This window comes from Bavariicoccus seileri WCC 4188 (genome assembly GCF_000421665.1).
GTDB lineage: Bacteria > Bacillota > Bacilli > Lactobacillales > Aerococcaceae > Bavariicoccus > Bavariicoccus seileri.
The window spans coordinates 16,261-40,895 of the sequence record NZ_ATXL01000006.1; the positions used below are offsets into that span (position 1 = coordinate 16,261).

The 24,635-nt window shown below is 38.4% G+C and carries 35 protein-coding genes and 2 tRNA genes; 28 read left to right on the top strand and 9 right to left on the bottom strand.

Annotated features, from left to right (window positions below):
• Window positions 1-7 precede the first annotated feature (7 nt).
• The 10 genes from purC to H541_RS0102295 all read left to right on the top strand — a co-directional run bounded on the left by purC (window position 8) and on the right by H541_RS0102295 (window position 10,338).
• On the top strand, window positions 8-724 hold the full coding sequence (purC, locus tag H541_RS0102250; RefSeq protein WP_022795726.1) for a phosphoribosylaminoimidazolesuccinocarboxamide synthase: 717 nt from the start codon (window positions 8-10) through the stop codon (window positions 722-724).
• A gap of 30 nt (window positions 725-754) precedes the next feature.
• Window positions 755-1,003, top strand: a complete 249-nt coding sequence (purS, locus tag H541_RS0102255; RefSeq protein ID WP_022795727.1) for a phosphoribosylformylglycinamidine synthase subunit PurS — start codon at window positions 755-757, stop codon at window positions 1,001-1,003.
• A 2-nt stretch (window positions 1,004-1,005) separates the two neighbouring features.
• Window positions 1,006-1,707 (top strand): phosphoribosylformylglycinamidine synthase subunit PurQ, encoded by a 702-nt coding sequence (gene purQ, locus H541_RS0102260; protein WP_022795728.1) that lies wholly within the window; start codon window positions 1,006-1,008, stop codon window positions 1,705-1,707.
• A 3-nt stretch (window positions 1,708-1,710) separates the two neighbouring features.
• Window positions 1,711-3,963, top strand: a complete 2,253-nt coding sequence (purL, locus tag H541_RS0102265) for a phosphoribosylformylglycinamidine synthase subunit PurL (protein WP_022795729.1) — start codon at window positions 1,711-1,713, stop codon at window positions 3,961-3,963.
• Window positions 3,948-5,492, top strand: coding sequence for an amidophosphoribosyltransferase (purF, locus tag H541_RS11300; protein ID WP_022795730.1), 1,545 nt, complete (start codon window positions 3,948-3,950; stop codon window positions 5,490-5,492). Before purL ends, purF begins: the two co-directional genes overlap by 16 nt.
• On the top strand, window positions 5,449-6,504 hold the full coding sequence (purM, locus tag H541_RS11305) for a phosphoribosylformylglycinamidine cyclo-ligase (RefSeq protein WP_022795731.1): 1,056 nt from the start codon (window positions 5,449-5,451) through the stop codon (window positions 6,502-6,504). Before purF ends, purM begins: the two co-directional genes overlap by 44 nt.
• Window positions 6,501-7,070: a phosphoribosylglycinamide formyltransferase gene (gene purN, locus H541_RS0102280; RefSeq protein ID WP_022795732.1), complete on the top strand. Its 570-nt coding sequence runs from the start codon at window positions 6,501-6,503 to the stop codon at window positions 7,068-7,070. Before purM ends, purN begins: the two co-directional genes overlap by 4 nt.
• A 103-nt stretch (window positions 7,071-7,173) precedes the next feature.
• Entirely contained in the window at window positions 7,174-8,775 is a 1,602-nt protein-coding gene (purH, locus tag H541_RS0102285; protein ID WP_022795733.1) for a bifunctional phosphoribosylaminoimidazolecarboxamide formyltransferase/IMP cyclohydrolase, read from the top strand.
• Window positions 8,776-8,804: 29 nt separating this feature from the next.
• The gene (gene purD, locus H541_RS0102290; RefSeq protein WP_022795734.1) at window positions 8,805-10,070 is read left to right on the top strand and encodes a phosphoribosylamine--glycine ligase; all 1,266 of its coding nucleotides are present in this window, start codon (window positions 8,805-8,807) and stop codon (window positions 10,068-10,070) included.
• A gap of 195 nt (window positions 10,071-10,265) precedes the next feature.
• Window positions 10,266-10,338: transfer RNA gene (locus tag H541_RS0102295), tRNA-Thr, on the top strand.
• Between the two features lie 45 nt (window positions 10,339-10,383).
• Here H541_RS0102295 and H541_RS11310 read toward each other — a convergent pair.
• The 7 genes from H541_RS11310 to H541_RS0102330 form a co-directional block, all read right to left on the bottom strand.
• Window positions 10,384-11,499, bottom strand: a complete 1,116-nt coding sequence (locus H541_RS11310) for a site-specific integrase (RefSeq protein WP_022795735.1) — start codon at window positions 11,497-11,499, stop codon at window positions 10,384-10,386.
• 168 nt (window positions 11,500-11,667) lie between these two features.
• Window positions 11,668-12,540 (bottom strand): DNA adenine methylase, encoded by an 873-nt coding sequence (locus H541_RS0102305; protein ID WP_022795736.1) that lies wholly within the window; start codon window positions 12,538-12,540, stop codon window positions 11,668-11,670.
• A gap of 55 nt (window positions 12,541-12,595) precedes the next feature.
• Window positions 12,596-14,293 (bottom strand): AAA family ATPase, encoded by a 1,698-nt coding sequence (locus H541_RS0102310; RefSeq protein WP_022795737.1) that lies wholly within the window; start codon window positions 14,291-14,293, stop codon window positions 12,596-12,598.
• Between the two features lie 147 nt (window positions 14,294-14,440).
• A complete protein-coding gene (locus tag H541_RS0102315) occupies window positions 14,441-14,998 on the bottom strand; it encodes an SHOCT domain-containing protein (protein ID WP_026501554.1) in 558 nt (185 codons plus the stop codon).
• Between the two features lie 8 nt (window positions 14,999-15,006).
• Window positions 15,007-15,471, bottom strand: a complete 465-nt coding sequence (locus H541_RS11315; RefSeq protein WP_205617796.1) for a hypothetical protein — start codon at window positions 15,469-15,471, stop codon at window positions 15,007-15,009.
• Window positions 15,472-15,507: 36 nt separating this feature from the next.
• A complete protein-coding gene (locus H541_RS11320) occupies window positions 15,508-15,933 on the bottom strand; it encodes an ImmA/IrrE family metallo-endopeptidase (RefSeq protein ID WP_022795739.1) in 426 nt (141 codons plus the stop codon).
• A complete protein-coding gene (locus tag H541_RS0102330; RefSeq protein ID WP_022795740.1) occupies window positions 15,917-16,297 on the bottom strand; it encodes a helix-turn-helix domain-containing protein in 381 nt (126 codons plus the stop codon). The genes H541_RS11320 and H541_RS0102330 overlap by 17 nt, the downstream gene beginning before the upstream one ends.
• 150 nt (window positions 16,298-16,447) lie before the next feature.
• On the opposite strand from H541_RS0102330, the gene H541_RS0102335 reads away from it, so the two are divergent.
• Window positions 16,448-16,630: a helix-turn-helix domain-containing protein gene (locus H541_RS0102335; protein ID WP_022795741.1), complete on the top strand. Its 183-nt coding sequence runs from the start codon at window positions 16,448-16,450 to the stop codon at window positions 16,628-16,630.
• Window positions 16,631-16,714: 84 nt separating this feature from the next.
• Window positions 16,715-17,050, top strand: a complete 336-nt coding sequence (locus tag H541_RS0102340; RefSeq protein ID WP_022795742.1) for a hypothetical protein — start codon at window positions 16,715-16,717, stop codon at window positions 17,048-17,050.
• Here H541_RS0102340 and H541_RS0102345 read toward each other — a convergent pair.
• Window positions 17,031-17,411: a DUF2513 domain-containing protein gene (locus H541_RS0102345; RefSeq protein WP_022795743.1), complete on the bottom strand. Its 381-nt coding sequence runs from the start codon at window positions 17,409-17,411 to the stop codon at window positions 17,031-17,033. The genes H541_RS0102340 and H541_RS0102345 overlap by 20 nt on opposite strands.
• A 66-nt stretch (window positions 17,412-17,477) precedes the next feature.
• Here H541_RS0102345 and H541_RS0102350 point away from each other — a divergent pair, with 66 nt between their 5' ends.
• From H541_RS0102350 to H541_RS0102395, 10 genes are read left to right on the top strand one after another with little or no spacing between them, the layout of a single operon-like run.
• A complete protein-coding gene (locus H541_RS0102350) occupies window positions 17,478-17,996 on the top strand; it encodes a helix-turn-helix domain-containing protein (protein ID WP_022795744.1) in 519 nt (172 codons plus the stop codon).
• A 17-nt stretch (window positions 17,997-18,013) separates the two neighbouring features.
• Window positions 18,014-18,307: a DUF771 domain-containing protein gene (locus H541_RS0102355; RefSeq protein ID WP_022795745.1), complete on the top strand. Its 294-nt coding sequence runs from the start codon at window positions 18,014-18,016 to the stop codon at window positions 18,305-18,307.
• Window positions 18,304-18,513 (top strand): hypothetical protein, encoded by a 210-nt coding sequence (locus H541_RS0102360; protein ID WP_022795746.1) that lies wholly within the window; start codon window positions 18,304-18,306, stop codon window positions 18,511-18,513. Before H541_RS0102355 ends, H541_RS0102360 begins: the two co-directional genes overlap by 4 nt.
• Complete coding sequence (locus H541_RS13705) at window positions 18,503-18,628, top strand: hypothetical protein (protein ID WP_022795747.1); 126 nt, start codon at window positions 18,503-18,505, stop codon at window positions 18,626-18,628. Before H541_RS0102360 ends, H541_RS13705 begins: the two co-directional genes overlap by 11 nt.
• Before the next feature lie 11 nt (window positions 18,629-18,639).
• The gene (locus H541_RS13125) at window positions 18,640-18,783 is read left to right on the top strand and encodes a hypothetical protein (protein WP_022795748.1); all 144 of its coding nucleotides are present in this window, start codon (window positions 18,640-18,642) and stop codon (window positions 18,781-18,783) included.
• Window positions 18,784-18,839: 56 nt separating this feature from the next.
• Window positions 18,840-18,998, top strand: coding sequence for a hypothetical protein (locus tag H541_RS13130; protein WP_022795749.1), 159 nt, complete (start codon window positions 18,840-18,842; stop codon window positions 18,996-18,998).
• On the top strand, window positions 18,995-19,936 hold the full coding sequence (locus H541_RS0102380) for a YqaJ viral recombinase family nuclease (protein WP_022795750.1): 942 nt from the start codon (window positions 18,995-18,997) through the stop codon (window positions 19,934-19,936). Before H541_RS13130 ends, H541_RS0102380 begins: the two co-directional genes overlap by 4 nt.
• 2 nt (window positions 19,937-19,938) lie before the next feature.
• Window positions 19,939-20,847: a recombinase RecT gene (locus H541_RS0102385; protein ID WP_022795751.1), complete on the top strand. Its 909-nt coding sequence runs from the start codon at window positions 19,939-19,941 to the stop codon at window positions 20,845-20,847.
• 30 nt (window positions 20,848-20,877) lie between these two features.
• Window positions 20,878-21,915, top strand: coding sequence for a DnaD domain-containing protein (locus tag H541_RS11325; RefSeq protein WP_169461095.1), 1,038 nt, complete (start codon window positions 20,878-20,880; stop codon window positions 21,913-21,915).
• The gene (locus H541_RS0102395) at window positions 21,912-22,322 is read left to right on the top strand and encodes a DUF1064 domain-containing protein (protein WP_022795753.1); all 411 of its coding nucleotides are present in this window, start codon (window positions 21,912-21,914) and stop codon (window positions 22,320-22,322) included. The genes H541_RS11325 and H541_RS0102395 overlap by 4 nt, the downstream gene beginning before the upstream one ends.
• Window positions 22,323-22,384: 62 nt before the next feature.
• Here the strand turns inward: H541_RS0102395 and H541_RS13370 are convergent, their stop codons facing one another.
• Window positions 22,385-22,552 carry a hypothetical protein gene (locus tag H541_RS13370; protein WP_022795754.1) on the bottom strand — a complete coding sequence of 56 codons (168 nt, stop codon included), beginning with the start codon at window positions 22,550-22,552 and terminating at the stop codon, window positions 22,385-22,387.
• Between the two features lie 170 nt (window positions 22,553-22,722).
• Between H541_RS13370 and H541_RS0102405 the strand changes: the two genes are divergently transcribed.
• From H541_RS0102405 to H541_RS0102430, 6 genes are all read left to right on the top strand, one after another.
• Window positions 22,723-22,932, top strand: a complete 210-nt coding sequence (locus H541_RS0102405) for a helix-turn-helix domain-containing protein (protein ID WP_022795755.1) — start codon at window positions 22,723-22,725, stop codon at window positions 22,930-22,932.
• The gene (gene ssb, locus H541_RS0102410) at window positions 22,922-23,386 is read left to right on the top strand and encodes a single-stranded DNA-binding protein (RefSeq protein ID WP_022795756.1); all 465 of its coding nucleotides are present in this window, start codon (window positions 22,922-22,924) and stop codon (window positions 23,384-23,386) included. Before H541_RS0102405 ends, ssb begins: the two co-directional genes overlap by 11 nt.
• Window positions 23,387-23,449: 63 nt before the next feature.
• Window positions 23,450-23,635 carry a hypothetical protein gene (locus H541_RS0102415; RefSeq protein WP_156831859.1) on the top strand — a complete coding sequence of 62 codons (186 nt, stop codon included), beginning with the start codon at window positions 23,450-23,452 and terminating at the stop codon, window positions 23,633-23,635.
• Window positions 23,632-23,850 carry a hypothetical protein gene (locus H541_RS0102420; RefSeq protein ID WP_022795758.1) on the top strand — a complete coding sequence of 73 codons (219 nt, stop codon included), beginning with the start codon at window positions 23,632-23,634 and terminating at the stop codon, window positions 23,848-23,850. Before H541_RS0102415 ends, H541_RS0102420 begins: the two co-directional genes overlap by 4 nt.
• Before the next feature lie 87 nt (window positions 23,851-23,937).
• Entirely contained in the window at window positions 23,938-24,378 is a 441-nt protein-coding gene (locus H541_RS0102425; RefSeq protein ID WP_169461096.1) for an ArpU family phage packaging/lysis transcriptional regulator, read from the top strand.
• Between the two features lie 154 nt (window positions 24,379-24,532).
• A tRNA-Trp gene (locus H541_RS0102430) sits at window positions 24,533-24,602 on the top strand.
• Window positions 24,603-24,635 lie beyond the last annotated feature (33 nt).

The window sequence follows — 24,635 nt, forward strand, 5'->3', positions numbered from 1 at the left end:
TTGTGACATGAAAAAAATTTATGAAGGTAAAGCCAAAATTCTTTACCAACTTGAAGATCCAGAAACTATTTTGATGGTATTTACCAATCAAGCAACAGCACTAAATGGTAAGCGAAAAGAAGATATTGCCGGCAAAGCTATCCTTAATACCCAAATCTCCACACTGATTTTTGAATGGCTCGAATCAGTTGGCATCGCCACTCAGTTTATCAAAAAAATCGATGACGACCGTCAAGTTGTTAAACGATTGGAGATGATTCCTCTAGAAGTAGTGGTCAGAAACCGTGTAGCAGGATCGTTCGCTAAAAGATTTGGTCTAGAAGAGGGCGGTGTTCTTTCAAAACCAACTGTTGAGTTTTTCTTGAAGGACGATGAGTTGGATGATCCCTTCGTAAATGTCAGTCAATTGACTAGTTTGAATAAAATCACTGAGGAAGAGTGCCAAACAATCAGCGACTTAGCGCTGAAAATCAATGATAAATTAATACAATTGTTTGATGAGGCAGGGTTGATTTTAGTCGATATTAAGTTTGAATTTGGTAAAGATAGCTCAGGTAACATCATTTTGGGAGATGAAATTTCTCCAGATAATTGCAGATTGTGGGACAAGGTAACTGAAGAGAAGCTCGATAAGGATCGTTTCCGTCGTCATTTGGGGTCATTGACAGATGCCTATGAAGAGGTTAGCAAGCGATTGGATGCAGTGATTGCACATCAAAAGTAACCAAAATAGTAGAAAAAAGGGAGTGTCATCATGTTTTTAGCGAAGGTTTACGTCACTTACAAGGAATCGATCTTGGATCCTAAAGGTGAAGCAGTGAAGAAAGCCATCAATCAGTTGACAGACACTGATATCACATCAGTGCGTATCGGGAAATATTTTGAAATCAAGTTACAAGAATCCTCTATCGAGAAGGCTGAAGAAGTTATCAATACCATGGCGGATCAGTTGTTGGCCAATGTGACAATGGAAACTTACCGTGTTGAAATCGAGGAGGTCTAAGAGTGAAATTTGCAGTGATCGTCTTCCCAGGTTCTAATTGCGATATCGATATGTATGAAGCTATTGGCTCTGTATTAACTGAAGAAATTACCTATGTTAGGCATACTGAGACATCGCTTGATGATTATGATGCCATCCTCATTCCAGGGGGCTTCTCTTATGGTGATTATTTGCGGTGTGGTGCTATTGCACGCTTTGCGCCAATCATGAAAGAAGTCATTCGAAAGGCAAAAGAAGGTGTTCCTATTTTTGGGACATGTAACGGATTTCAAATTTTGACAGAAGCCGGCTTACTACCGGGAGCACTGCAACGCAATCAAGACCTACATTTTATCTGTAAACCCCAACGGTTGGTCGTTGAAAATAACCAGACAGCTTTTACTCACCTTTACGACAAAGGGGAAGAAATCGTCTTACCGATTGCTCATGCTGAGGGTAATTATTACTGTGATGAACAAACGCTTGAAACATTAGAAAAGAATAACCAGATTGTCTTTCGCTATGCGAAGGGTGATAACCCCAATGGAAGTGTCAATAATATCGCGGGTATCATCAATGAAGCCGGAAATGTGTTGGGCATGATGCCACATCCAGAACGGGCTGTTGAGGATCTATTAGGATACTCGGATGGTCTTCGATTATTTAAAGCGATGGTCGAAGCACACCAACAGAAGCTACAAGGCGCCAAAGTGAGAGAAGGTTGAATAATGGTTAAACAAGAGACGGTTCAATTGCAAGCCATGACGGAAGAAGAGTTGCGTGATAGCCAGTTTTATAAAGAGTGGGGATTAAAAGAAAAAGAATACGATTTAATTGTTTCCCTATTAAAACGTCTGCCAAACTACACTGAAGCAGCTCTTTACGCGGTAATGTGGAGTGAACACTGTTCCTATAAAAATTCCAAACCAGTTTTACGGCAGTTTTATACAGAGGGAGAACACGTTCTACAAGGCCCAGGTGAAGGAGCTGGAATCGTCGATATCGGTGATCAACAAGCAGTAGTGTTCAAAATGGAAAGCCATAATCATCCCTCAGCCGTTGAACCCTATGAAGGGGCTGCAACAGGCGTTGGTGGGATTATCCGGGACATTTTTAGTATGGGAGCACGACCAATCGCTATCCTTGACTCTTTACGATTTGGCGAGCTGACCGATCCCTTAACGCAATACATCTTTTCGGGCGTTATCGATGGGATTGGTGGCTATGGGAACTGTATTGGTATTCCAACAGTTGGCGGAGAAACGAAATTTGATAGTTCTTATCAAGGCAATCCACTCGTGAATGCCATGTGTGTGGGTCTGATAGAGCATCAACATATTCAAAAAGGCCAGGCAAAAGGAACGGGTAACCCGATCATGTATGTGGGAGCCAAAACTGGTCGAGATGGCATTCATGGTGCTACATTTGCTAGTGAAGAATTCAGTGAGAAAAACAGTGGTCAACGTTCAGCAATCCAAGTAGGAGATCCATTCATGGAAAAATTGCTTTTGGAAGCCTGTTTAGATTTGATCACTAACCATTCTGATATCTTAGTAGGGATTCAAGATATGGGAGCAGCTGGTTTAGTTTCCTCAAGTTCTGAAATGGCCTCAAAAGCTGGATCGGGTCTTGATTTAGATCTTGACTTGGTTCCAAAGCGTGAAACTGCAATGACACCATACGAGATTTTATTATCTGAATCGCAAGAACGGATGTTGATTTGTGTCAAAAAAGGCCACGAAAAAGAGGTCGAAGATCTTTTCAAAACCTACGACTTAGATGCAGTGGTTATCGGGGAGGTCACTGATGGTGATCGCTACCGCGTGTTTCAAGAGGGTGTCTTAGTAGCGGATATTCCCGTGAATAGTTTGGCTGAAGACGCTCCTATCTATCACAATCCAGCTGTTGAGCCCAAGCGATTAGCCCAATTTAGGGCCATGGCGCCTTATACACCTAAAATAAGTGATTTAAAAGAAAGTCTCTTTCAGTTGATGACAAGTCCAGATTTGGCCTCTAAACGGTCTATTTTTGAGACATATGATTCTATGGTGAGAACGAATACGGTTGTTGGTCCAGGTAGCGATGCAGCTGTTATTAGAATTCGCAATACCAAAAAAGCGCTTGCGATGACGACTGACTGTAACGCCCGCTATATTTATCTCGATCCGTTTCTAGGTGGACAAATTGCTGTGAGTGAGGCCGCTAGAAATATTGTGGCTTCTGGTGGGTATCCATTAGCGATCACTGATTGTCTGAACTTTGGAAACCCAGAAAAACCAGAAATTTTCTATGAATTACAAGAATCAGCACGAGGTATTTCAAAAGCGTGTCAAGCCTTCAACGCCCCTGTTATTTCAGGAAATGTCTCACTTTATAATGAAAATCAAACAGGAGCAATTTACCCGACTCCAACGATTGGAATGGTTGGATTGATCGAAGATACCGCACAAATTTTGAGACAGTCTTTTAAAAAAGGGCAGGATTTGATTTATGTGGTTGGAAGGACGACTACAGATTTTTCGGGATCAATGATCCAAAAGTTGCGGGAAGAAAAGATTTCGGGAACGATTCAGTTCGATTTAGAGCGTGAAAGTGCCAACCAAAAATTAGTTTATGAGTTGAATAAAGCTGGACTTTTGGAAAGTGCTCATGATGTGTCAGAGGGCGGTCTAGCAGCCGGGTTACTAGAGGCAGTCTTTGAGACAGAAGTCGGCTTTGATGTTCAACTAGACCTTGAGGATGCACTATTATTTAGCGAAACTCAATCTCGGTTTGTTGTGACAGTTTCTAAAGAGCAGAAACAAGCTTTTGAGGACTTTTATCAGTCGTATGAGGATGCTCACGTGGATAAACCTGTTCTGATCGGAACGGTGACGGAGCAACCAACAATTCGGTTAAAGACCCGTAATAGTCAGATTGAATTTCCAAAATCAGAGCTTGAAAAACAGTGGAGAGAGGCTATACCATGTCTAATCAACTAACAGCAAAAAATAGAGCATCCATGGCACTCGATACTGAAAAAAGTCTGAATGAAGAGTGCGGGGTCTTTGGGGTGTGGCGACATCCACATGCTAATCAAGTCACCTATTTTGGCTTACATGCGTTACAGCATCGTGGTCAAGAAGGGGCTGGAATCACGTGTGGTGATGAGAAATCCTTATCCAATTATCGTGGCTTGGGATTACTGAGCCAGGTTTTCTCGGACCCCTCTCATCTCGAAAAACTAGTTGGTGATCGATCAATCGGTCACATCAGATACTCTACTAGTGGTGGACGGAGCAACGTCAATAATGTTCAACCTTTTTTGTTTCATTTTAACGATTTTGATTTGTCTCTTGCCCATAATGGCAATCTAACGAATGCGCGATCCTTGCGAAAAGAATTGGAGGGAAATGGAGCTGTCTTCCATTCAACATCTGATTCCGAGATTTTGGTCCACTTGATCCGCCAAAGCAAGGCGATTAGTTTTCACGAAAAACTAACTGAATCTCTGAGACGATTACGTGGTGGGTTCAATTATGTGTTGCTAACGAATAATGAGTTGATCGGCATTGTTGATCCTAATAGCTTTAGACCTTTAGTTATCGGAAAAATGCAAGAAGGCTCCTATATTATTGCTAGCGAAAGTTGTGCCTTACAAGCTGTGGGAGCGACTTTTGTCAGAAACATTCATGCAGGGACTTTTGTAGTGATCACAGACGACGGTATTAGCGTTAAATTTTATACAGATAAGACAGAGATTGCAATTGAAGCGATGGAATATATTTATTTTGCCCGACCAGATTCTGATATTGCGAGTGTCAACGTTCATGCGGCTCGTAAAGCACTCGGAAAGCAATTAGCGATTGAAGAGCCGTGTCCAGAGGCAGATATGGTCATAGGAGTTCCAAACTCTTCTCTATCTGCTGCTAGTGGCTACGCTGAAGAGAGTGGGCTTCCTTATGAAATGGGTATTGTCAAAAATCAATATGTAGCACGGACTTTCATTGAGCCAACACAGTCATTAAGAGAACAAGGCGTTCGCAAAAAACTATCAGCTGTTGTCAGTGTAATCAAGGATAAATCGATTGTTTTGGTAGATGATTCAATTGTTAGAGGAACGACTTCGAGACGATTGATCAGCTTGCTCAGAGAAGCAGGAGCTAAGGAGATCCACTTAAGGATTTCAAGCCCACCTATCAGATTTCCTAATTATTACGGAATCGACATGAGCACGAGTGCGGAATTATTAGCTGCAAATCATACGATTAGCCAAATGCGCGATTATCTTGGAGCAGACAGCCTTGGATTTGTGTCAGTTCCAGGTTTAATCGACGCCATTGGACTTTCTTTTGATACCCCTAATAAAGGCCTCTGTGTGAGCACCTTTACGGGAGAATATCCAGCTGAATTATGTGATTATCAAGATTATCTGACCAACCAACTTACCCCTATTCAAAAAAAAGTATTAAAAGGAGAAGACGTTGATGGAATCCTCAAACAGTCAGGCGTATCAAGCAGCAGGCGTTAATATAGAACAGGGCTATGAAGCTGTCAAAAGGATGCAAAGACATGTTGCTCGAACGAAACGAGAAGGTGTTTTATCAGGTCTAGGCGGTTTTGGTGGTACATTCTCGCTCAAAGCATTTGATTATGCGCATCCCGTTTTGATCTCGGGAACAGATGGTGTTGGCACCAAGCTTTTATTGGCGCAACAATCTGGGAAATTAGATAGCATCGGGATCGATTGTGTGGCGATGTGTGTCAATGATGTATTGGCTCAGGGAGCAGAGCCACTGTTCTTTTTGGATTATCTTGCCGTTGGGAGTAATGACCCGGAAAAAATCGAGAAAATAGTAGCAGGTGTTGCTGAAGGCTGTGTTTTAGCTAATGCAGCATTGATAGGTGGCGAAACAGCTGAAATGCCCGATTTGTATGCCACCGATGAATTTGACCTCGCTGGTTTTTGTGTAGGGATAGCTGATCAAGAGAGCCTGATAGATGGCAGCAAGGTAGGCGTCAACGATGTCTTGATTGGTCTTCCAAGCAGCGGACTCCACTCCAATGGCTTTTCCTTAGTGCGTAAAGTTTTCTTCAAAGATCATGACTTTGACTTTAATCATCAACTGGCAGATGGCAGTAAGCTGATTGACACCTTATTAAAACCGACAAAAATCTATGTTGAAGAAGTATTACCATTGATCAAAAAAGGACTCGTCAAAGGTATCTCTCATATTACAGGTGGTGGTTTTTACGAAAATATCCCACGCATGTTTGACCAAGCATCTCTTAAAGCTGAGATTACTCGTCACCAATGGGAAGTTCCAATGATCTTTAATGAGATACAATTACTTGCATCTATCTCTGAAGACGAAATGTATCATGTTTTCAATATGGGAATCGGTTTAGTGCTCGCTATTTCTCCAAGTGATGTGGCTGATGTCTGTTCTGAGTTACCACATGCCATAATCTTAGGAAAAATCGCAGAAAGGCATGAAGGGGAAGAGGCAGTTCAGTTCGTTTTAGGAGAGGATAACAGATGAAAATAGCCTTATTTGCTTCTGGCAATGGGACAAATGTTGAATCAATCATCCGTTCTGTTGAAACAGGACAATTAACGGCAGAAATCAGTGGAATCTACTGTGATGTCGCTACAGCGAAAGTGATTGGAAGAGGGAAGAAGCATGGCTACCCTGTCTATGTGTTCTTACCAAGTGATTATCAGTCTCGCAGAGCGTTTGAAGAGGCTATCGTCGATCAACTCCAACAAGATCAAGTGGAACTAGTTGTTCTAGCGGGTTATATGCGAATCATTCGCTATGCCTTATTGGATCATTATACCAATAAGATTGTTAATATCCATCCGGCACTATTACCACAATTTCCCGGAAAACAAGGAATTAAGGATGCGTATGTAGCTGGTGTTACTGAAACGGGTGTTACAGTCCACTGGGTCGATCGCGGGGTCGATACCGGTCCAATTATCGCGCAAGAGCCGTTAAAGGTTGATCCTAATTGGGAATTGGCGGAATTAGAGGCAGAGATTCATGCCATCGAACATCGCTTGTATCCAGCTGTTCTCCAATCGATCATTGAAGGATCACACTAACTGTTTTATCTAACTAGCTCATCCAATTATTTCATACTCACTAGTCAACTCTGACTCATTCAATAATAGAAGATAGAATCATATAAAAGGGGCGATCATTTAAATGACACGTTATGCGTTGATCAGCGTATCAGACAAGTCTGGCATCGAAGAGGTAGCAAAAGCATTAGTTGAGAAGGATATCAAGATTTTATCGACAGGTGGGACATTCCGCTTATTGAGCAGCAAAGGGATTCCAGTCGAACCAGTCGAAAGTATCACGCACTTTCCAGAAATGATGGACGGGAGAGTCAAAACACTTCATCCTATGATCCATGGTGGCTTATTATCTGTTAGAAATAATCCAGATCATCAACAAGCGCTTATTGACCATCAGATACCTGTCATCGATTTTGTGGTTGTTAATCTCTACCCATTCAAGGAAACAATCCAAAAAGAAGATTGTCGTTTTGAAGATGCTATTGAAACAATCGACATTGGTGGACCTAGCATGTTACGCAGTGCTGCTAAGAACGCCGAGAGCGTGACAGTAGTAACAGACCCTAGGGACTATGACACAATGATTGCACAACTGAAGCAAAGTGGTCAAACGTCTGAATCATTCCGACGGTATTTAGCACGCAAAGTTTTCGCTTTGACTGCTTATTATGATTCATTGATCAGTAAGTATTTGTCTGAACAAGCACCAGAAGATGCTGATTTTAAGGCCTACGACTGGGACCACATCACACTGTCTTACGACTGGCAACAAACCCTACGCTATGGGGAAAACAGTCACCAATCTGCTGAATTTTATCGCGAAATCGCTGGGCCACAATTCTCAATTGCTAACGGGATCCAGTTACATGGGAAAGAATTATCCTACAACAATATTCGTGATGCGGATGCAGCTATCAAAATCTCGCGAGAGTTTTCACAACCATGTGCTGTTGCGGTCAAACATATGAATCCATGTGGTATTGCGGTAGGTGAAACGATTGAAAAGGCCTTTGACCTCTGTTATGCCGCTGATTCTATTTCTATATTTGGGGGCATTATCGTGTTGAATAGACCAGTATCACTTGCCCTTGCTGAGAAGCTCCATCATATCTTCTTAGAGTTGATTATTGCACCTTCTTTTGAAGAGAAAGCATATGATTTATTGGCTCGTAAGAAAAACCTAAGATTAATCACGCTTGATTTCGACAAGCGTTCTGACTCCTATGAAGATGAGTATGTGTCGGTTATTGGAGGAATGCTCAAACAATCTCCTGATCAGTCTCATGAACTAGCAATTGAAGCAATAGACACCTTGCCAGTGGAGTGGGAAGTCATGACTGAAACAGCCCCTAACGCTGAAGAAAGCGCAGCACTGAACTTTGCGATGAAGGCCTGTAAACACGTTAAAAGCAATGCTATTGTCATCAGTAATGGCAAAATGACGTTAGGAATCGGCGCTGGGCAGATGAACCGCGTAGGATCGGCAGCGATTGCGCTGCAAGAAGCCAAAGAAAAAATTGAGCAGTTAGGTGATACAACTGAACCATTTGTTATGGCAAGTGATGCCTTCTTCCCTATGGATGATACGGTTCAACTGGCACATGAGTACGGCATCAAGGCTATCGTCCAACCAGGTGGTTCGATCAAGGATAAAGATTCTGTCGATAAGTGTAATCAGTTTGGTATTGCAATGGTCAAAACTGGGATTCGTCATTTCAAACATTGATTTAGACTGCAATAATGAAGGAGATAAGCATGGCACAAAAAAATATACTGGTTATTGGTTCTGGTGGTAGAGAGCATGCGATTGCACGAGCATTTGCAAAAAGTAAGCAAGTCAAGACAGTCTATGTTGCCCCTGGGAACCCCGGCATGACTCTAGTTGAACGTCCTGGTGAATGGATCGAATGTGTCCCAATCGATCAGTTGGACTTTGAAGCACTGAAGTCATTTGTTAAGACTTATGATGTGACAGTCACTTTTGTAGGGCCTGAAGTCCCCTTAGACAAGGGAATCGTGGATAGTTTTCGTGAAGAGAATCTAGCAATCGTAGGACCGCAAAAAGAAGCCGCTCAAATGGAAACATCAAAAACATTTGCCAAACGGATTATGGAAGAAGCTCAGGTCAAAACAGCTGCTTATCGTTCCTTTAGTCCAGATCAATATCCCTCAGCAAAGTCATATCTTGAGACAACTGAATTACCGATTGTGATCAAGGAAGACGGATTAGCCGCTGGAAAAGGTGTTACAATTGCTGAGACGAGAGAGGTAGCACTTAATACGATTAAAACGATGATGGTTGATGAACAGTCTTCAATCGTGATTGAAGAATTTTTGACAGGTAAGGAATTCTCCTATTTCTTTTTGGTCAATCAAGAAGCTATTATCCCAATTGGAACAGCTCAAGACTACAAAAGAGCCTATGATGGACAAACAGGACCCAATACCGGCGGAATGGGAGCTTATGCTCCAGTAGATTGGGGGGATGAAACCTTGAAACAGCAAGTAATGACAGAAGTTATGCGCCCGCTGAGTCAACAACTCGTCAAAGGGGGTATCCCTTATACAGGTGTGCTGTACGCCGGAATGATGCTGACTCCAAAAGGGTTAAGAGTTATTGAATTCAACGCTAGACTCGGAGATCCTGAAACACAAGTGTTACTCCCGTTGATTGAGCAAGATTTCTACGATATCATCAGTGCTCATTTGAGCAAAAAAGAAATAGAAGTGACACTGAAAAAAGAAAGTAGCATCGGAGTCGTGATTGCTGCGAAAGGTTATCCAAGAGCTTATTCAAAAGGCATGCGGATTACGGAAATACCCAATGAAACCCTAGAACATACCCTGTTCTCAGGAGTCGATGTTGACCAAAATAAACACATAATTACCACCGGTGGACGAATCGCGATGGTGACAGCTACGGGGAGAAATCTTGAAACCTGCCGTCAAGAAGTCTATGATCGCGTTAAAACAGTGGAAATACCAAATACGTTCTACCGGTCAGACATTGGACAACTATAACTTTTGGGTGAAACCAATCATAGCAGAGTGACTTTGGTTGAGACAGTTTTAGTTGGGATTTAAACGATAGAATCTATCATCGCAAATTTGTTGCAGTTCATTTTTAAACACACCCTAATCACAAATTTGAATTGGCAGTAAAAAGTATTTGAAAATCCCACCTAAAACGGTTAAACTGGTTACTGTTGATTATGAGCCGGCTTAGCTCAGTTGGTAGAGCATCGCACTCGTAACGCGGGGGTCGTAGGTTCGAATCCTATAGCCGGCATATAACATGTTGATATATCAATGTTTTTAGGAGGTCGGTGCAAAATTAGCGCAAAATCTGTTCATTTTTGCTCTGAAAAATGTGACTGACCTTCTTATTTTCAAGTTGTTCCATCTCATCTATGACATGACTGTAGGTTCCTATAGTTGTGTCTATTTTTTTATGTCCAAGTCGTTTGCTAACATAATTGATGTTGATTCCTTTGAATATCAGAAGGCTAGCATGTGTATGCCTAAGTGAATGAAAAGTGATCTCTTTTATCCCTAATTGTTTGCAAAGACCCTTAAGTCTTTTCGAGACTCCATTGTGAGAGAAGGCAGGTTCCCTAAAATTATCTATATAAAGGTACTGGTAGGTATGCATCAATTTGAACTTCTTCAAATAAAGAATAGTATCATCATCAATAGTGATAGTTCTGTGGCTTGATACAGTCTTACCACTAGTAAAGTTGTGAGAGAAGACCGCATCGAAACTTTTGTTGATTCTAATGGTCTTAGACCCAAAATCGATATCTTTCCAAGACAAAGCTAGAATCTCGCCATAACGCATGCCAGTGGTTAGGCCAAGAATAATCATTAAGAACATATCTGGCTTTTTGTCGAAGTTGTTCTTAACATAGTTTAAAAGTTTGTTAGCGTCTTTCTCAGAAAGGTACTTTTTACTTTCATCTTTTGGCTTAACATCTGCTGATAAAGTAATTTGGTATGTAGGATCTTTAGAAATCAATCCATCGTAAATAGCATCCTTAATACACTTCTTGACGTGACTATGTGTTTTAACAACTGTATCCATGGATCTTCCTTTACCACGACTCGTTATGAAATCCTGGTACATGGACCTAGTTACTTTAGAAATTGGAGTTTTCTTGAAGTGTTTTTCAACCAAAATAATGTCACGTTTATATTTCTTTTGAGTGCCAATTGATAAATCATCTGAAACGTAACGAGCTACCCATTTTTTAAAGTAATCCGCAAATGGAATGTCTCCGCCAGTAAAGAATGATCCATCCTCTACTTTTTTCTTTATTTCAGCTTCTTTTAATCTTGCTTCAGTTTTAGTAGCAAAGTTTTTACGAGTGATCTGTTTGTATTTCCCATCATCATCCTTGTAGGAAACACGACAATACCATTTCTTAGTTTTCTTATTTTGTTTAACTGACATAGTTAACTCCTTTCTGCATTTGTACTTGTTGGAAAAATGTACTAAGGCCACTACATAGATACATTGACATGCTGATTTTTAGACTAATTGACGTATTTTTAGTTAATAAATACGAACATATGTTCTTTTAGAGGGTAAAAAGAAAAGCCCTAAGGCTAATCTTTGGAATTATACTTTTGTAAGCTCTACTTTGTCCGATGATTGAAGATTAAGAATTGGACTTGCAAAAATATACTCTTGAGCAACTCTTTTTTTATTTGCGGAGTAGGTAAGGTTATATTCGTAAGCTTGGTCCGCTCCACTATACAAGTCCGATATTTGAGCAGTTTTATCGTAAGTAAGAATCCAGTACCAGTCTTCTAATGATAAAATCTTATCTCTGACTTCTATATGTTGTTTGTGGTTGTAAAACGAAAGGTATAAAGATTTTCCTTGTTCATAATAAGGTGGGTCGAAGAAGATGAATAAGTTGTTTTGATCATAATTACTTTTTAAAATATCTACTAATTCGCAGGCGTCGACATTAAATAAAGTAATTTGATCTCGATAATGAGAAATTTCCTTTATCTTATTTATTGAGGTTTTCTTATTAAATCGACAATCCAATTTATACTTGCCTTGTTGAGATTTGCCACCAATCGGGCCACCAGAGATAATCCCACTAACATTAGTCCGGTTTAGAAAGAAAGTAGCAAATGCACCTTCGAGTGATCCAATAGTTTTCCCGTGTAGTTCGTATATTTCTTTTTGTCGATGCCAATCCTTTATTGTGATATCAGTTTGATTTATTAAGTCGATAAATTCATCAGTATCCTCAAGTATGGCTCTCCAAAAATTAAAGATTGCGGGATCATAATCATTAATAACGATTTCATTAACTGAGCCGGTTAAAAGTAGTTTTAGACCAACTCCACATCCACCGGCATAAGGCTCGCAATAAACGGTATCAGTGATATTGTTGAGTTCGATAGTATCTTTTACAAAATTACACAGCTGTGTTTTACCACCGGGATATCTTAGCGGAGAGTGCGTAACTGGCATTTTATACACATCCTTTTTTGTTCATGATAACAAAAAAATAAGATTATGGACAACATTAAAATTGCGTAGCTTTGTTTTTCACTTCTATATGATTAAGGGCTTCATTTAATTGCTTAATGAACGATTCTAATTGGACAGTGTTCTTATTAAAATAATCTTTCAAAATTTGTGTTTTTTCAGCGAATAAAATCATATCTTTCCAAATAGATTTTAAATAGTCAAGTTTTAAATTTTCATTATCTACAAGGAATTTTGATTCTACACGTTCGCTAGTATAAGTTGAAGTATCGGGATTTCTATCAAGGCTTCGCCAAAAATCTCTATGCTCTAAGTAGTTTTTGCAATAATCATAGATTACGGTATATAAAAATCCTTCTGGCGGTAAATAACTAGGAAGCGCCACAATGTTTTTTTTGAAATTTTTTGGTGTTTTTCCTTTATCAAACTCTTTGTTTTTAATCCAGTCTTCTATAGTAATTTTTTCCTTGGATTTGGCATCGCCATCAAGAATAATCAAAACTTTTTTAAAATGAGTGTCGCAATTGGGTAGCTTTTGTAGTTGATCACATCCTAGAAAAATAGGCATGATGTTAAGAGACAAAGTACTTATTTTTAATTTATCGTGTGCAGATAAGTTAATAATGTAATTAAATAACCAAACAGTCTGCTCGTCTTCACAATATACTTTTACTTTTGGAGCTATGCTAGAAATATCATCAAATAGGTCGGACTTCAAACTATTGTAATTGTGATAAGAAGTCAAATAAGGATCCCTTATTCCCTTTAAATAATTTAATCTGTATTTTTTAGGTTCATTATTTTGTAAATCAATCATTTGCTTTAATAATATGAGTGAATGAGATGTAAAAAATATTTGAAGGTTTAATTCTCCCGACAAAACTATTAATAAATCTAACAGTTTAATTGCTGCGCTAGGATGGAGAGCAGCTTCTATTTCATCAATAAATAAACAGCCACCATTATATCCTTTTTTTAAGGATAAGCTATAAAAATCTATAAGCGAAGATATAATACTACCTAAATTGTCTTGTCCAACTGATTGAGTATTTGCAAAACTATCCACTAAAGGCATATATAACTTTGAAGATTTAGTGACATTTTTGGTTAGAGTTTCGATGTCGTCAGATTTTGTATCTATTGATCCTGGTATTACAACGTTGTACCACTCTTTATATTTATTAAAATATTTATTTTGATATACATTGGTATTCTTACTAAGTTGTTCTGTCTTGATGTCTGATTCTCCAGGAGGTAATAATCTAGCTAAACTTACATATATAGAAGGGATAGGAATCCTTGAGGAATCAGTGAGACCAAGATTCTCTTTGACTTTCAATCTGGCTGTTTTGATTAGTTCATTGGAATTAGGACTTTTAGTAATTCTAGGAATCGGTCGAATGCCACGATTCGAGTCTCTATAATCATTAAAACTAACTCTTTTATAGAAATCAAAATCCTTCTCCTCATTAAAAAATTTAGTTACAACACTATATTCCGAAAACTTTTCTTCGGGATTTATTAAGAAATAATCAGTAAACTCAGGTTGAAATGATTGGTTGTCAATTCGTTTATCACTAGTACCACTGAGTGAAGCAAAAAGAGAAAGTAAGCTAGATTTACCAACACCATTATGCCCTGATAACATTGTAATATTACTTCCAAAGTACAAAGTATTTAGTTGATTCAATTTTCTAAATTTTTCAATATAAGCCTCTTTAAATTTGTATGTCATTTTATCCTCCAATCATCAATTTTTCATTCACCACATCAAAATTCAGCTGGTTTTACTAAGAAAGGGAAAACCAGTTTTCAATTATCAATTACTCCCCTTCCTGAAATCTTCAATAATCACGAAACAAAACTTACTGCCATTGTCATCCTAAATCCGTTTAAGCATCTCTTTCTTCTTATCATCAAATTCATCTTCAGTAATGATTCCGTTATCTAATAACTCTTTCAATTTTGTCAAATCTGAGAAAGCAGAATCTTTAGGATCGTCTACAGACCTATTGCTAATGATGTAATTTAAACCTGAAAGGGTAGCTTTGGCATTCGCTTGTGCCAACTTGTATATCGTTTTAGATTTGTCTGTCTTAAACGTAATCAAAGGAACTAACAATGATCCTTGTTTTGTATTTTTGAGGGTAAGTAAAATTTGCATGTTCGTGCAATAATGCTTATCCTCTTTTTTGATTTTAGACAGAGCTCCAATTGCTGCACCTTCAGTGCCAAACAAAGCACCTCCGATAGCAGCGTTCCCGATTCCTACGCCACCTTGTGTTACGGTAGTCCCATCTTCAACTAACTCAAAAGATACCAGATCAGCATAGTTAAAGACCATACCTTGAATTTTACATTGCTTTGTATCGTCATTTACTTTTAAAAGACCGTAAGTACTAGTTGCATCAAATTTAGGCTTTTTGCTAAACAGTCCCATTAGATCACCTACTGTGCTGCATAATCTGTATAGGCTTTTTGAATCTTAGCGGCTTCTGAAGAATAAACATCTTGTAACTTTTTGGCCCATTCTTCATAATCATCAGTTTTGCCAGAACCATTTTCCAAATGAACTTCTGCCATTTTTTCAGTGCCTTCAGTGGTAATCTCAGCCAGCTTTGTTACTTTTGCAGTAGATATTGTCGCAAGTCCCTCAAGTCCATCTTGGTTTTGATCAGCCTCAGAATTAAATTCATCAATTAAGCCCGGCGTTGCATTTTGAATTTTATTAGAATACTCGTCCAAAATAGATTGATATTGATCATCTGCACTTACCTCTTCAGTAGATGTATTTTCGGATGCTTCTTCTGTAGTAGTTTCTTTGTCACTAGTATCTTTATTTGAATTGTCGTTTGACGACCCACAAGCAGCTAATAATAAAGCGGTTGCAATTAATAGTAAAGATTTTTTCAATTTTTTCACTCCTAATAAAATGTTTTTAAAATCTCTTTATTCACAAAAATACTCCGCAAGTTCTTCTTTTACACCATATGAGTTAACCAACTCCTCATATCTTTCAGGCATTGAGCCTGTTTCTTCCACGTAACAAGACAACATCAATTCTGTTGCAAACAGATCAGCTTCGCGCTCGAATTTACCACGGCCATTATAGAAATTAGCATAGAAACCAGGTAAATCAGAATGGTAAAGGGCATGACATAGTTCATGTGCCATCACAGTATAGCTCGTCTTATTATCTAGTAAATTCTTGTTTAGTAAGATAGTCGGACTACCATCAAATGAAACTGTCGTTCCTGGTAATGATTTACCAAGATCTACTAAGCGGACATCTATTCCTTCTTTGGAGGCTATAGTGAAGGGATTAGCTGTCTTATACCTAGTAATTAAGCATTGAGCATTATTTTTGCTCGTCATTCTTTTCTTTCTTTCTTGCCTCCAGTTTTTCCCACATAACTGCACGAATAACACGATCTATCTGAGCACGATCCTCTTCATCCAATTCGATGCCATCATAATTCATTGGTACGTTATCCTTAATTGCTTTTTCTATATCTAAAACATCTTGATCAGTCGCCCAAGAGGGAACTTCTCTTCCATGTAAATAATCTAAGGAAACGCCAAAGTAATCAGCGAGTTTAGATTGTATGGTTGGGTCTGGAGTTCTAGCATTTTGTTCATATGAAGCTATAGTTGTTTTTGCAACACCAATTTTATTAGCAAGCTGTTCTTGAGTTAGTTTTGATGCTTTTCTAAGGACTTTCAAGTTATCACCGAACATAGATTCCCTCCAATCTGATTATAAAATAGCACACAAAATGCGTACATGATACCAACAATAATAAAAATACGCGAAAAGAGTAAATAAATGTTGACAAGTACGCAAAACGTGTTATTATAAAAGTACGCAATACGAGTAGGAGGTGATTTAATGGATTGGCTAAAAAAAATTAGAAAAGAAAAAGGTTATACACAAGAATCTTTAGCAAAAGCTATTGGTATCGCTAAAACTACATATAGTTCTTATGAACAAGGATACCGGAGACCAAGTGTGAAAACTGCAAAAGCATTAGCCGAAAAGTTAGACATTAAGTGGACTATTTTTTTTAAATAGTCAATACGCGTATTGCGTTATGAATCTATAGTAATACGGTTTGTATGGATATTACTCAATGTAATACGAAAGGAGGCGAACAACATGAACGAAGGGAAAAATAAAACACTTCGAACTGAAACCATGGAGATTTCAAAAACGAAGTGCAAAAGATGTGGCAATAATTTTCACAAACCATCTGCTAATTATTGCTGGAATTGTGGGACAAAATTGGAGAAGTATCCACAGGGACAAAATTCTTTTCATGAAAGTATTGTCTTTTACTCAAAGGTAAATAATAGAAATATTTATTTGTTTGAGTCAAATGAAATAGCAGGTACTGAAGAGTACATAGATATAAAATTCAAGCATTTAAAACCATATATTTATGCACTTGTGGCTGGGGTTGAAATAAAGCTTTTTAAAGACCAAGAAGTTTAGTAGAAATTGAACTTGCCACAGCACCTATTATCTGTATAGAAGCTGATCCAACGGTGTTAGAGATCTTATCCTTAGTTTTATTCCAAACCGTTTCACTTCTAATCGTATCTAAAAGCTCGTGTCCTTTCCAAGATATGTTTAGGAAAATTCCATCAAATGAGGGACCACCTAAACTTCTAATTACTTTAAATTCAATAAAACCTGCTTCAACAAGTTTTTCCATGGAGTAGCTAATATCTTCTTTAGAGTAGTTTGGTAAAACATCACTACCAAAAAAATAATCTAATGTCGGATGAGAATCATAAGGCAACTCCTCACACGATATTAGCAAATCTCTGACACAATCAACATTCAGTTTCATAAATTACATCTCCTTTGAGGTGATTATATCAAAACTTATATTAAAAAGTTAAAGGAGCAAAGGAAAATGAACAAAATAGGCAGATTGTTTAATTCTCTTTCGGAAAGAAGGGGGATAAAGCAAAAAGATTTAGCAGAAGCGGCGCATATCAGTAAGCAGTCAATGAATGGCTATTGCAATGGAGGAAATGTTCCACTTGATATTGGAATGACAATCTCAAGAACGGTTGGTGATGATCAATACAGGGCTGAGTTAGCTAGTGAAATACTTGGAGGACTTCCATATTTTAGCGGAGATGGCTTTGAATCTAGTTCGGTAGCATTGCAAGTGATCAGTGACAAAGAGCAGAGCGAACGGATGGCCTTGAAAGACAGAGCTATTTATCTCATGACAAAAAGAGACGGAAAGTTAACTGATTCAGATCGTGCCATTTTGGATGACTATCGAAATGAGTTCGAAGATGAGGTTCTTGTTGAACTTAGCTTGCTGATTACTATTGCTAACAAGTTAGGAACGACAACGCTAAAAAGCCGAGAAGCGCGAAAGGTTCAGTGGACTAGAGATGGTTACATCAAGAATTATTAATTAGGGAGGGATAAGTCATGGAGGAAGTTGAGGCATTAAATCTTTCAAATGTCGTTTTGATCTCTCGTAAAACTTATGATGAGTTAATTAATCGAGAAGATGATCTTGGAAAAGTAGAAAGCATGAAATGGTTCATGAATCAAATAGATCAAAAGAACCCAACGACAGTCAAAGCAAAAATTCTATATCCATATCGAGAAGAACTCGAAGCGTTTGTTAAATATCCTAAAAACTTGGGGCAACCTTGGAAGTTTCTAAAAAGACCAGTCCAACAATGGATTGAAAATAATCCAGAGAAGGTGCTGATATGACTGAAAAAGGGAAGCTAGCTATTCTTACTTTCAGCTTAATAGCTTTACTGCTGGTATTGGTTGTGCGCCCTGGAGAGCTTGATTCAGTTGAAAAACAAAGGTATGAGGAAGCCCAAGAGAGATTGGAAAACATGAACGATTGGAATAGCAACTATCATCCAAAAACAGTTTTCAACACTAACTGGAGTGGAAATCATGCGAAATGATGAATGGGTTAAAGGAAAAAGAGTAGCAAGCAAAATATTCTGGACAGTCGTTTTTATCTGGGTATTGATCATTTCTTTGATTGTTTTAGGTGTTGGAAGCTATGCCAGCTTATAGGGGGTGATTGAGTGACGAAGCAAGAAGTATTAAGGCAAGTTAACATTAGTGTTGCGATGTATATAAAAACTGGAGATAGAGAGCATCTTAAAGATGTGAATCGTATTTTGAGATTTTCAAACAACAAAAAAAGCCTGCTCACCACAGCAGACTAATAATACAAGGCTTTGTAAAAATGTTACATCTGTATTTTACCAGAAAGGAAGATCGTATGACAGGCCCATATGATGGAAATTTAATGTTTTTGCGAGAGTGGGAACACATGGAAGCAGAATCAGAGAAACGTGAACAAAGAGAAGAGTGGGAAGCGGAAAAAGCTGATGAATCTTACGATTCTGATATTCCCGAGCTAGAGGAGGACAAAACATGACTCAATACGATATTGCAGCTAACGAGAAAGAGTGGTTAGCGTTACGTTCAAAAGGTTTAGGCGGTTCAGATATTGGATCAGTTTTAGGTTTAAACCATTGGAAGTCTCCATTCCAATTGTGGGCAGAAAAGACAGGACAAGTTGAACCGGATGATATTTCGGATCACATTCCAATCATTGTTGGTAATGAGCTTGAAGAGACAGTTGCACGATTATTTGAACGTGAGAGTGGTCTAAAAGTTCAACGGGATAATAAAACACACTACCACAAAGAATTTCCGTTCTTATTGGCCAATATTGACCGCAAGATAATTGGTCAAAAAGCCTTACTAGAATGCAAAACGACCTCAGTCTTTAACAAAGACGAATGGACAGACGATGAAGTCCCAGTTAGTTACCTCTTGCAGGTACAGCATTACTTGAATGTATTAGATTATGACGTGGCTTATATTGCTGTTCTGATAGGCAATACAAACTTTGTTTATAAAAAGATTGAACGTGATGATGAGCTGATTGAAATATATCAAGCCAAAGCCGTTAAGTTTTGGGAAGAACATGTTGTTAAGGGTATTCCTCCAGTGATTGATGGATCAGATGCCTCAACAGCATTTATCTCAAAGATGTATGCAGACGATTACCAAGAAAGTGCTACAGAGCTTGACGTCAGAACGGTTCGCTTGATTGATGAACTGATGGAAATAAAGGAGGACAAAAAGCTCTTGGATAAATCAATCAAGGAGAAAGAAAACCGCATCAAAGACTATCTAGGAAGCCGAAAAGCCACCTATGGCAACAGTCCAACTTGGAAGGTTACTTATGATCTTCGAAATCGTGTTGGTGTTGATAGTAAGAAATTGAAGAGTGAATTTCCTGATATTTATGACCAAGTCGTTAAAACAACATCGTATAAAACAATGACAGTGAAAGGATTGAAATAAAAATGGCAACTAATACATCTTTAAAGCAACAAATGCAAAATGCTCCAGCAAAGACTAATCCAAACGAATATGGTCTAAAGGCCCTACTAAAAAGTGACACCATCAAACATAAATTTGAAGAGGTCCTTAAAGATCGCTCACAAGGCTTTACAGCCAGTGTTTTATCACTAGTGAATAATGATTCCTATCTGAGTGAATCTGAGCCAATGAGCATCATTACAGGTGCTATGACCGCAGCAACGTTAGACCTGCCTTTAGACAAGAACTTAGGTTATGCCTATTTAGTACCATTTAAAGACAAGAATAAGGGTTACAGACAAGTCGCACAGTTTGTTCTGGGTTATAAAGGCTATATTCAATTAGCACAACGTAGTGGCCAATATAAAGCATTGAATGTCATAGAAGTATATGAGGGAGAACTTAAGAGCTGGAACAAGTTAACTGAAGAAATTGAGTTTGATCCTGAAGGCAAGGTTAGTGACAAAGTGATCGGCTATGTTGGTTACTTCAAACTCGTGAATGGTTTTGAAAAGACAACTTATTGGACTAAGGATGAAATTGAGGCACATCGCATTAGAAACAACAAAGGGAAAGATGCAAAGGCGCTATCTGGTGTATGGCGTTCTGATTACGATGCTATGGCCAAGAAAACCGTTCTGAGAAACCTTTTAAGTAAGTGGGGTATCTTATCCATCCAAATGCAAACCGCTCAAATTACAGATGAATCAGTACAGGAAATTGATACTAACACAGGAGAAATTAAGTTTGCAGATCCTGTTGAAGATGACGAACAAGATGATTCAACTGATATTGAAGTTAACGAAGATGGTGAAATCATCGAACCAAATTCTAGTAAGACTGAAAATGTTGAAAAGGATCAAACTGAATTATTTAAGGGCTTAGGAGATTAATTCTCCTTTGCTTTGATGGGTGGTGAGATAGTGGCGATATTCAGACAGATCCATACGACATTTTGGGAAGATGCTTATATAGAGGAGTTAGACCCCTTGGGAAAGCTTTTCTACTTATATGTTCTAACTAACAGCAAAACATCGATATGTGGCGTTTTTGAGCTAACGGTTAAGAAAGCGGCATGGGACACAGGATTAACCATTGAGCAGGTTAAACAGTATATTAATCAACTTATCAAGGACCACAAAATTAAATATGATGTCCAGAACAAAGAAGTCCTGGTAATCAACTGGTTAAAGTACCAGGGACATCTAAAGTCAGAAAAAACAGCAATGTCTGTTGATAAAGAATTACTCGAAATAAAGACAAGTGAATTTGAATCAGAAGTCATCATGACTTGTCAGGGGTTGGGATACCCTATCAAAACTAAATTGAATGCAGATGATACGGTATCGATACCCTATACAGACGGTATAGATACGGTACCCATACCCTATGCATACAATAAGAATAAGAATAAGAATAAGAACAAGAATAATAATAAGAACAAGAAGGAGAAGGAGAATAAGAGTAATGGAGCTGACGCTCCTAAAGCACCTCCTGCGCCTGCAAATAAATCCACAAAGCCTTATGACATATACCAAGAAGAATTTGGAGTGTTGTCTCCAATGATTTCTGAGGATCTTGAACACTGGGTTGAGCAGGTGGGTGAAGATATGGTGATTGAAGCCATGAAACGTTCAAGCCTAGACAAAAAAGGTTATCGCTATGCGGTTGGCATTATTCGTAGTTGGATCAAGAATGGTATAAAGACCATCGAAGATGCCAAAGCGGAGCAAGTTCAATTCGAGAATAGAATGTCTAACAGTTCATTTCAAGGCAAAAAGCAAGGCAGAGTTGAACCGATGCCAGATTGGGCAAAAGAGGACTATGACAGTCTTTACAGTGATGTTTCAAGTCAAGAGGACAATCCTTCAGAAGAACTTAATGGGGTTGATAGCGAACAGGCTGAGAGCCTAAAAAAGCGCATTGCTAATCTGAATAAGCTGAAGGAGGGAAGACCATGATTGATAACACCGGGAGGCATTATGATCGTGCTAAATTTAAAGACCCTACAGCAATCAAAGCCATTTCTTTAGCGTCTAAGAATAAATACGGCAATAAAAAACTCGTGATCGATGATCACAAGTTTGATAGCAAACGAGAGGCTAGACGTTATCAGGAATTAAAGATGATGCTCCATGCAGGCATGATCACAGACCTGGAACTGCAGAAGCCATTCGTTCTTCAAGAGACCTGTAAAAATGGCAATGGAGAAACGGTTAGACGTATCAAATACGTTGCTGATTTTGTTTACAAACAGAATGGGATAACCATTGTAGAAGATACGAAAGGGTTCAGGACCAAGGATTACATAATCAAAAGAAAGTGGTTTGAGCACAAGTTCTATCCGTTGGTGATAAGGGAGATATAGCATACAAAAACGAGCTAGTTCAAAACTAGCCCGTTACAAAAGGTCTATCTATTGAATAACCGTTACTTTTGAGTAACACCTTTAAACTTCCCGCCAGAAGTTTTTACATCCATAAATTTTCCTGTTGCTCTATTAACTTTTACTGATAAACCAGTTTTAGGATTTTTGTACTGAACTCTTCCCTTAACTGCGCCTTTGCGTCCGCCACCTTTAGGACCATTCTTAGCCATAGTACTTCCTCCTTTCGTTTAAGAATTTGATTCGTATTTATATGGTTGAATGTACTTCCAACAGTTAGTTTTAAACAGTGGAATCTATGTGAATTATACCACGTATGAGTTATGAAACACAATATAATGTGTAGATAATATTAAAGAACACTATATATAGGGGTGGTAGTGTGAACAAACTAAAAAAATTGGTATTAAAAAATGGAATTACTCCATATAAGTTGTCAAAAAAGACTGGAATTGACCATTCGACAATTTATAGGCTAATAAGCGGAGAACAAGAGGATATTCTGCTTCAAAAGGCATTTAGAATTGCAGATGCATTGGGAGTAGACATTAACGATTTAAGAGAGGACGAGAAGGCAAATAATGATAAATAACGTAGTTTTAGTAGGACGTTTGGGAAAAGATGTGGACCTACGAGCAACTGCAAATGGAACATCGGTTGCGAATGCTTCACTTGGAGTGCCTAGATCTTTTACAAACGGCCAAGGGGAACGAGAAACAGATTGGATCAACTTGATATTGTGGCGAAAGACAGCAGAGAACTTTGAAAAATATACGCATAAAGGCTCATTAGTCGGTATTGAGGGAACACTAGAAACAAGAAACTATGAAAACCAACAAGGACAACGGATATATGTGACTGAAGTAAATGTTAATAAGTTTACCTTGCTAGATAGCCGAAATAATCAAAATAATGCAGGCACTGCAACTTCTAGCAATCAATCAGTTAATTATGCAGGCGAATCGCAAAATGCGTACACAAGGCAATCTAGCGCGTTAAGTGATGATTATGTGGCAGACATATCAGAAGAGGATCTACCTTTTTAAAAATTGTAGATTTTGTTGAAAGACATTGAGGTGAGGCATTTGGACGAAATAAAGAAGTACATAGTGAAAATAGGTGATTCTTTCCTGAAGTTTGATTTTAATCGTGGGGAAATTACTAATATAAACACTGTAATTGACGATGAGAAGGCAACTGTTTTAGTAGATTACAAGGCAGCAGATAGCTTAGCTAAGGAATTAGATGGAGAAGTTTACGAACGAGTGACTAAGCTGAGGAAGGTGACGAGATGAGTGAACTAGAACTAGAATATCAAAGACAAATTGCAATCCTAAAACGAGAAAATCAGCATCTTAAAATACAACTGGAACAAAAGAAAGAAAAACTCTCTTACTGTAAGAAAAAGGTTGATAAAGCCAAGCGCATATTAGGCAGATTATTTAATGACGATGACATTGACCGCTGGCAGAAACATCTAGCAGATGAAACTAAAGAACAATGCAATTAAAAAAAGTAGCACCCTTACGAATGCTACCTATCCAGTGTTGGACCACTAAGGAGATTATAGCATAAAGCATTTGAGAGGGTGAAGCGCTTGTCCTTATTCGAGATACCAGAACTAGATTTTTTTAAAACAAGACGCAAAGTTTTCAAAGAGATACGGAAATACGAGTTGGCCATGATGAAATTGGGTTGCAAGGGAACTCCAAAAATTACACCTTCCTACAGTGCTGAACCGATGGAACCTAACAATCAATTTCACTCGTCAACTGAAGCAGCGGCTATCTTTAATGTAGAAGATTATAAGCCATATCAGCAGTATATCGAGGCATTTAATACGAAATTCAACTGTATTAATGCCGAACAGCGCAAATTACTCTATTACTGGTTATTTCAGCATTACGATAATGATGAGTTAACACAGGTAATGAACTGCAGCTACTCTCGTGTCAGTCTTAAGAAACGTGAATCACTAGAATCATTTGCACTAGCTTTTGACTGTGAAGTCTACATGAAGCCAAAAAACGAGATGTAAGCGAGATGTATGCAAGACGAACGCAAGATAAAAACGATATGAAAAAAAGTGCAAAAAGTACGATAATTGTAATGTGAGGTTAGCAGGTACAACTGAATATAATAATTGACTATGGTTTTTCCGATCTTACTCCGCCTGCTAACCTCAATCTATTGCCAGATAGTGTAATGGCAACACAATGAGCTCCAAACTCATTATTCTAGGTTCAAGTCCTGGTCTGGCTGTTAGTCGTTGATCATGCGACAAAAACAACTAAT

Bases quoted from the DNA above. Each gene is read 5' to 3' on its own strand.
- purC (WP_022795726.1), top strand. From the start codon at position 8: ATGAAAAAAATTTATGAAGGTAAAGCCAAAATTCTTTACCAACTTGAA.
- purS (WP_022795727.1), top strand. From the start codon at position 755: ATGTTTTTAGCGAAGGTTTACGTCACTTACAAGGAATCGATCTTGGAT.
- purL (WP_022795729.1), top strand. From the start codon at position 1,711: ATGGTTAAACAAGAGACGGTTCAATTGCAAGCCATGACGGAAGAAGAG.
- purF (WP_022795730.1), top strand. From the start codon at position 3,948: ATGTCTAATCAACTAACAGCAAAAAATAGAGCATCCATGGCACTCGAT.
- purM (WP_022795731.1), top strand. From the start codon at position 5,449: ATGGAATCCTCAAACAGTCAGGCGTATCAAGCAGCAGGCGTTAATATA.
- purN (WP_022795732.1), top strand. From the start codon at position 6,501: ATGAAAATAGCCTTATTTGCTTCTGGCAATGGGACAAATGTTGAATCA.
- purH (WP_022795733.1), top strand. From the start codon at position 7,174: ATGACACGTTATGCGTTGATCAGCGTATCAGACAAGTCTGGCATCGAA.
- purD (WP_022795734.1), top strand. From the start codon at position 8,805: ATGGCACAAAAAAATATACTGGTTATTGGTTCTGGTGGTAGAGAGCAT.
- H541_RS11310 (WP_022795735.1), bottom strand. From the start codon at position 11,499: ATGTCAGTTAAACAAAATAAGAAAACTAAGAAATGGTATTGTCGTGTT.
- H541_RS0102305 (WP_022795736.1), bottom strand. From the start codon at position 12,540: ATGCCAGTTACGCACTCTCCGCTAAGATATCCCGGTGGTAAAACACAG.
- H541_RS0102310 (WP_022795737.1), bottom strand. From the start codon at position 14,293: ATGACATACAAATTTAAAGAGGCTTATATTGAAAAATTTAGAAAATTG.
- H541_RS0102315 (WP_026501554.1), bottom strand. From the start codon at position 14,998: ATGGGACTGTTTAGCAAAAAGCCTAAATTTGATGCAACTAGTACTTAC.
- H541_RS11320 (WP_022795739.1), bottom strand. From the start codon at position 15,933: ATGACGAGCAAAAATAATGCTCAATGCTTAATTACTAGGTATAAGACA.
- H541_RS0102330 (WP_022795740.1), bottom strand. From the start codon at position 16,297: ATGTTCGGTGATAACTTGAAAGTCCTTAGAAAAGCATCAAAACTAACT.
- H541_RS0102335 (WP_022795741.1), top strand. From the start codon at position 16,448: ATGGATTGGCTAAAAAAAATTAGAAAAGAAAAAGGTTATACACAAGAA.
- H541_RS0102340 (WP_022795742.1), top strand. From the start codon at position 16,715: ATGAACGAAGGGAAAAATAAAACACTTCGAACTGAAACCATGGAGATT.
- H541_RS0102345 (WP_022795743.1), bottom strand. From the start codon at position 17,411: ATGAAACTGAATGTTGATTGTGTCAGAGATTTGCTAATATCGTGTGAG.
- H541_RS0102350 (WP_022795744.1), top strand. From the start codon at position 17,478: ATGAACAAAATAGGCAGATTGTTTAATTCTCTTTCGGAAAGAAGGGGG.
- H541_RS0102355 (WP_022795745.1), top strand. From the start codon at position 18,014: ATGGAGGAAGTTGAGGCATTAAATCTTTCAAATGTCGTTTTGATCTCT.
- H541_RS0102360 (WP_022795746.1), top strand. From the start codon at position 18,304: ATGACTGAAAAAGGGAAGCTAGCTATTCTTACTTTCAGCTTAATAGCT.
- H541_RS13705 (WP_022795747.1), top strand. From the start codon at position 18,503: ATGCGAAATGATGAATGGGTTAAAGGAAAAAGAGTAGCAAGCAAAATA.
- H541_RS13130 (WP_022795749.1), top strand. From the start codon at position 18,840: ATGACAGGCCCATATGATGGAAATTTAATGTTTTTGCGAGAGTGGGAA.
- H541_RS0102380 (WP_022795750.1), top strand. From the start codon at position 18,995: ATGACTCAATACGATATTGCAGCTAACGAGAAAGAGTGGTTAGCGTTA.
- H541_RS0102385 (WP_022795751.1), top strand. From the start codon at position 19,939: ATGGCAACTAATACATCTTTAAAGCAACAAATGCAAAATGCTCCAGCA.
- H541_RS0102395 (WP_022795753.1), top strand. From the start codon at position 21,912: ATGATTGATAACACCGGGAGGCATTATGATCGTGCTAAATTTAAAGAC.
- H541_RS13370 (WP_022795754.1), bottom strand. From the start codon at position 22,552: ATGGCTAAGAATGGTCCTAAAGGTGGCGGACGCAAAGGCGCAGTTAAG.
- ssb (WP_022795756.1), top strand. From the start codon at position 22,922: ATGATAAATAACGTAGTTTTAGTAGGACGTTTGGGAAAAGATGTGGAC.
- H541_RS0102420 (WP_022795758.1), top strand. From the start codon at position 23,632: ATGAGTGAACTAGAACTAGAATATCAAAGACAAATTGCAATCCTAAAA.